The 6,000-nt window shown below is 36.3% G+C and carries 5 protein-coding genes and 1 pseudogene; 1 reads left to right on the top strand and 5 read right to left on the bottom strand.

Translation table 11 applies throughout. The features are described from left to right. The first annotated feature begins 402 nt into the window (after nucleotides 1-402). Entirely contained in the window at nucleotides 403-1,020 is a 618-nt protein-coding gene (plsY, locus tag CAT7_RS09545; RefSeq protein WP_029276022.1) for a glycerol-3-phosphate 1-O-acyltransferase PlsY, read from the top strand. A 66-nt stretch (nucleotides 1,021-1,086) separates the two neighbouring features. On the opposite strand, the pseudogene CAT7_RS09540 reads toward plsY, so the two are convergent. The 5 genes and pseudogenes from CAT7_RS09540 to xerC all read right to left on the bottom strand — a co-directional run bounded on the left by CAT7_RS09540 (nucleotide 1,087) and on the right by xerC (nucleotide 5,801). Beyond that, a pseudogene (locus CAT7_RS09540) lies at nucleotides 1,087-1,958 on the bottom strand (aldose 1-epimerase family protein). A gap of 110 nt (nucleotides 1,959-2,068) precedes the next feature. Beyond that, on the bottom strand, nucleotides 2,069-2,878 hold the full coding sequence (codY, locus tag CAT7_RS09535) for a GTP-sensing pleiotropic transcriptional regulator CodY (protein ID WP_007724962.1): 810 nt from the start codon (nucleotides 2,876-2,878) through the stop codon (nucleotides 2,069-2,071). Between the two features lie 19 nt (nucleotides 2,879-2,897). Beyond that, the gene (gene hslU, locus CAT7_RS09530; RefSeq protein WP_029276018.1) at nucleotides 2,898-4,316 is read right to left on the bottom strand and encodes an ATP-dependent protease ATPase subunit HslU; all 1,419 of its coding nucleotides are present in this window, start codon (nucleotides 4,314-4,316) and stop codon (nucleotides 2,898-2,900) included. 15 nt (nucleotides 4,317-4,331) lie between these two features. Further along, complete coding sequence (gene hslV / locus CAT7_RS09525) at nucleotides 4,332-4,871, bottom strand: ATP-dependent protease subunit HslV (RefSeq protein WP_007724951.1); 540 nt, start codon at nucleotides 4,869-4,871, stop codon at nucleotides 4,332-4,334. 30 nt (nucleotides 4,872-4,901) lie between these two features. Next, a complete protein-coding gene (xerC, locus tag CAT7_RS09520; protein WP_007724948.1) occupies nucleotides 4,902-5,801 on the bottom strand; it encodes a tyrosine recombinase XerC in 900 nt (299 codons plus the stop codon). Between the last annotated feature and the right edge of the window lie 199 nt (nucleotides 5,802-6,000).

Genomic DNA, 6,000 nt, shown 5'->3' with positions numbered 1-6,000 from the left:
AACACAAGAAGGTTTTTCTTTATTTTTAAAGTTTTCTCTGATCTCTTATTTTTATTAGGCAACCATGGTCAAGCCATAACCGCGTCTTTGAATTGCTTCGTTCTAAGAATTCTAAGAAGCACCTTTTCAATCATACTCTATATTTAAAGGAATTTAAAGCATTAAACAGTAGAGTTTTACAAAAAGGCGAAAATACGTTCGCCTAAAATGTAGAATTCTCTTTTCATTAAACTATTTTTTTTTTTGAATTGCAAGCTGAGGAGCAAATAAACTTTTTTTGTCTCTCTGTGGACTTTGTGAATTCTACACTTTTTTTGGTAGCCTTCCCATAAGATAAGTGCTAAAATAATGAGTACGTTAATGTATCTATGTATACTGCAAGTCAAGGAGAGAAGTTTGTTGATTAAAATCATACTCATGTTTATTATTGCTTATCTACTCGGTTCGATCCCATCAGGAGTTTGGATTGGAACAAAGTTTTATGGAAAAGACATTCGCCAATTTGGCAGTGGCAACTCTGGGACAACGAATACGTTCAGAGTATTAGGAAAGACTGCAGGCACATTGGTATTATTAGCTGATGTCTTAAAAGGAACACTCGCTGCAAGTTTGCCTTTACTGTTCCACTTACCGATCAATCCGATGGTTATGGGTTTAGCAGCCATACTTGGTCATACGTACCCTGTATTTGCTCAATTTAAAGGTGGTAAAGCCGTTGCTACAAGCGCAGGCGTCTTATTAGCGTATAATCCTCCGTTCTTTATCTATAGTGTGGCCATATTTTTAGTGTTATTATGGCTATCAAGAATGGTCAGCTTTTCAAGCATGATTGCTTTGCCTCTTATTACGCTATCTAGTTTAGTCATTGGGGATTGGATTTTAACAACTATTGCGTTTATCTTAACTATTTTTATCATCTACAGACATAGAGAAAACATCAAACGTATACGCAATGGTACCGAAAGTAAGGTTCCGTTTGGACTAGGATATAAAAAAGATTCTCACAAACCGCATAACTAATACAATAAAAGGATCTGAGGAAAATCTCAGATCCTTTTTCTATGCACTCCTTGTTGCTGGAAGAGCTCAACTTAGGGAGATAGTGTAATTAGCAGAAAAAGATTCGGTCCCTTTTAAATGTTGAATGCCAAGCTTTTCATTTAATTCACCCGTGAAATCAGTTGAATCTGCTATCCCAAACCACGGTTCAATACAAACAAAAGGGGATTCTTTCTTAGGCGGAGACCAAATACCTGTAAAAGGAAAATCTTCAAAGCTTAACGAAACAGAATGAGCTGTTTTCTCCGAACGAATTGAAAAAACATTCTTTTCTTTTGTTTCATAAATCAGAGCATCATTGTCAAACAAAGCTCTTTTTAAGCGATTTCTGTATTCGTTTGACCCAATGTCTTACTTTCTAAATCTAAATAAGCACCTTTTAATGGGATTTGGCGACGTGTCGTCTAGTAAAAGCTTAAATAGTAATCTTCAAACGTAGTATCGCTAGTCATAGGGACATTAAATCCTGGATGTCCCCCAATTGAGAAATACAATTCTTCTGATGGATGAGTATTTTTTACTAAGTAACTGACATTAACTGTATTCTCTTCTAAGGTATACGTTAGAGTCAATTGGAAATCAAAGGGGTAGTAAGTCTTTGTTTCAGGAGTAGAATGGGTCGTTAAGCGAACCATCGTCGCCGTTTGTTCTTCAACATGAAATTCGCTGTCTCTAGCAAAACCATGTTGATTCAATGGATAACTTATCCCTTTATAGCTATATTGATCATTTTTCAATCGCCCTACAATAGGAAATAAGACGGGAGCTTTTCTGCCCCAAAAAGCAGTATCTCCTTGCCATAAATATTCGATTCCCTCTGCAGGATTTTTAATACTTTGAAGTTCAGCTCCTTTTGTAGAAACAGATACGGTCAATTGGTCATTTTGTAATGTAATCATGAGTACATCCTCCTTAGTTGCTATTGCTTCTATCTAGATTTAGAACTGCTTAAAAAAATAATCCTTTAAGTATAATAAACTAAAGGATTATTTTTATAGCTATATAAGCCTTAATAAATGGATTCTTTTTCTAAAGCATCAATAAATTTCGTGTTTTGTACTTTGATATACGTACCTTTCATCCCTAGAGACCTAGATTCAATAATACCGCCGGACTCTAACTTACGTAATGCATTTACGATGACTGAACGCGTAATTCCCACTTTATCCGCAACATTAGAAGCTGTGATCCGTCCCTCAGTACCGTCTAATTCTTCAAAAATCGCCTTAATAGCCTTTAGTTCACTGTAAGACAATGTCTTGATAGCCATTTGAACAGTTGCCGTGTTACGAGCTGATTCTGCGATTTGAGTAGACTTTTTATACAAAATTTCTATACCGACTACAGTTGCTGCATGCTCGCTTAGAATTAAGTCAGGATCATCAAATGCGGGTTGTAAGCGGGCAAGTAGCAGTGTTCCTAGCCTTTCGCCTGCAACAAAAACAGGAATAACCGTTGTTAAGCCTTCTACAAACATATCCCGCGTTTCAATCGGAAAAACGGTATAATCACTTTCAATGTCGATGTTGGCTCTTGTTTCGTAAATTTCTAACATGCTTCGGGTATATTTTGCTGGGAATTTCCCATCCACTAGCATTTGTTTCACACGTTCATTATTGATTTCATGTTTTTCGTAATGACCCAATAAATTCCCCGTGTCATCAATCAAATAAGTGTTGGCATTAAGAATATCGCCTAATACTATTGCCATATCGGTAAAAGGCAATTTGCCCTCTATTAACGCATCTGACTTTACAACACCGCCTTTTGTTTGCAACAGGTGGTTAATTCTACGCATTTTTTGCAGTAAATCATTCATGAGAAGCCTCCATCATTCTTTATAAAATGTAGCGACTTAGATCTTTGTCTTCTACAATGTGTTCAATTTTTTCGTTTACGTAGTTTTCAGTAATCGTAATGTCGCCCATTTGCATATCAGGTGCCTCAAACAACAAGTCTTCTAATAGCTTTTCTAAAATCGTATGCAACCGTCTTGCTCCAATGTTATCTGTTTCTTGATTCACTCTATACGCAATTTCAGCTAAACGTTCAATCGATTCATACGTAAAAGTAATCTTAACGTTTTCGGTTCCTAACATAGCGATATATTGTTTTAAGAGCGCATTGTTCGGTTCAGTTAAAATTTTAACAAAATCTTCTTTAGTCAAATCATCCAACTCTACACGAATTGGAAATCTTCCTTGTAATTCAGGAATCAAATCACTTGGTTTAGAAACATGGAAAGCACCGGAAGCAATAAATAAGATATGATCCGTTTGAATAGGACCGTACTTGGTACTGACTTGTGACCCTTCAACAATCGGTAAAATATCGCGTTGGACACCTTCTCTAGACACCGTTCCGCTATTTTGATTTTTAGACGTGATCTTATCAAATTCATCAATGAAAATAATACCTGAATTTTGTGCTAAGTCAACAGCCATAGAATGAATGTCTTCTTGATTAACCAATTTTTCAGATTCCTCTTGGATAAAAAGGTCAATCGCTTTTTTAACGGTAACTGTCCGCTTGATTTTTGTCTTAGGACGTAAAGCCCCTAACGTTTCATTCAAATCAATACCCATTTGTTCTAGACCCGCACCCATAGGAGAATTCATCGCTTTTTTTTGACTTTCTACTTGAACAGTAATCTCTCTTTCATCTAAAAGTCCATTGCGAATTTGTTGTTTCATTTTTTCGCGATCGGTCGAAATAGCTTCCGTTACTTCTTCCTCTTCTTCAGCTTGTGGAGCTAATTGATTCGGATCTACCCCCATGTTTTTAAACATAGACTCGAATGGGTTAGTACTAGCAGCTTGTTTTTTTTCTTTTTTGATACCTGGTATTAGTATCTTAACGATTCGTTCAATGGCATTTCGTTCAGCTTGTGTATACACATTCGAATGTTGTTGTTTTTCGACAATTTGAATAGACGATTCTACTAAATCACGTACCATCGATTCGACATCGCGACCGATATACCCCACTTCGGTGAATTTTGTTGCTTCCACTTTTACAAATGGTGCTTGAACGATAGTTGCTAAGCGACGTGCAATTTCTGTCTTACCAACTCCGGTTGCACCAATCATCAACAAATTTTTAGGCGTGATTTCTTTTTGCATATCTTCTGATAGTTTCAAGCGTCTTTGACGATTGCGTAAGGCGATAGCAACTGATTTTTTTGCCATATTTTGCCCAATAATGTATTTATCTAATTCAGCAACGATCTCTCTGGGAGTCATATCTTCTTTAGTCATCATTCTTTTCACTCCTTATAATTCTTCAACAATAATATTGTGATTCGTGAATACACAGATATCAGCAGCGGTATTCAAACTTTCTTCTGCAATTTGAGCAGCTGTTAAACCTTTGCCAAGTTTTTTTAAAGCTCTGCCAGCCGCAAGTGCAAAGTTACCACCTGAACCGATAGCCAATATTCCGTCATCAGGCTGGATTACTTCTCCACCACCAGAGACCATTAACATTTCTTCTTTATTCATAACGATGAGCAAAGCTTCCAACTTTTGCATTGCACGGTCTGAACGCCATTCTTGAGCTAATTCGACAGCTGCACGCGTTAGGTTACCTTTGTATTCATGTAATTTAGCTTCAAATTTTTCTTCTAAAGTAAACGCGTCAGCGACACTTCCGGCAAATCCAACGAGCACTTCATCATTATAAATGCGGCGTACTTTTCGAGCAGTACCTTTCATGATCACTTGTTCACCCATTGTTACTTGACCATCTCCAGCCATTGCACATTTGCCATCGTGCTGAATAGCAAAAATAGTCGTTGCATGAAATTCTGTCATTGTTTTTTCCTCCAGTCAATTATCCAATTGTTAAGCTCTTGGATGAAATTGGCGATAATTTTTTTGAAGACGTTCTTTGGTTACGTGAGCATAGATTTGAGTCGAAGATAAACTGGCATGGCCTAATAATTCTTGGACCGTTCGCATATCTGCACCATTGTTTAATAAATGTGTCGCAAATGAATGACGCAACATATGCGGATGAATATCAGAGGTTAAACTGCTTTTTTTTATAACTTGATTTAAGACATATTCGATTCCAGTCGAAGTAATTGGATCCCCGTGATGGTTCACAAATAATAAGTCGTGACTCTTTTTGTATTTTGCCATCAATGGCGTGCGACTCTTCTCCATGTAATCGCGCATAGCTACGGCAGCATAATGACCAAAAGGAACATACCGTTCTTTATTGCCTTTTCCGTGAATCAATAAGACACTTAAATCGAAATCGATGTCTTTTAACTGAATACCGCTACATTCGCTTACACGAATACCGGTTCCATAAAGAATTTCTAAAATCGCTTCATTCCTAAAATCTAGCGGTTTTTCACCCTTTACAGCTTCAAAAAGAGCATCCATTTCTTTTTCATAAAAAAACTTAGGCAAGCGAAGCGTTTTCTTTTTCAAATGAATATAAGAAAACGGATTGTCTTCAACTAGTTGGTTTTTCAATAGAAATTGATAAAATGCTCGCATACTTGAAATTTTTCTTGAAATGCTATTTCGACTTAATCCTTGTTCATTTAATTCACCTAAATAGATGCGCACATCTTGCAGTGTTACATTACTAAAATTCGTATCACCCGTTTGATTTAAAAAGCTTTCAAAATGAGTGATATCTTCTTCATAAGCTTTCTTAGTCAGCTCAGAATAATGTCTTTCGGTAATCAAATACTGCAAAAAGATCGTTTTAGCTGTTTGATCCACCAAAAAGCATCCCTCCACTCTTACAACAAAGCTACTTTATCATACAAAATTTTAGATTACAATCGATTAAGATCTAAATTAATTGAATTTTAAAACAATTTAGTTATTTTCAAACAAATGTTATTGAATACCCAACAATACGAGTGTTCCTAGTGACTCCAAAATAAAAAAACTAGCTAAGTAAGAGGATTACCCCTTAAAC

This window comes from Carnobacterium sp. AT7, assembly GCF_000171855.1.
Taxonomy (GTDB): Bacteria; Bacillota; Bacilli; order Lactobacillales; family Carnobacteriaceae; genus Carnobacterium_B; species Carnobacterium_B jeotgali.
The sequence above is the reverse complement of the archived record's forward strand: the minus strand, read 5'-3'. Positions and strand labels throughout refer to the sequence as shown.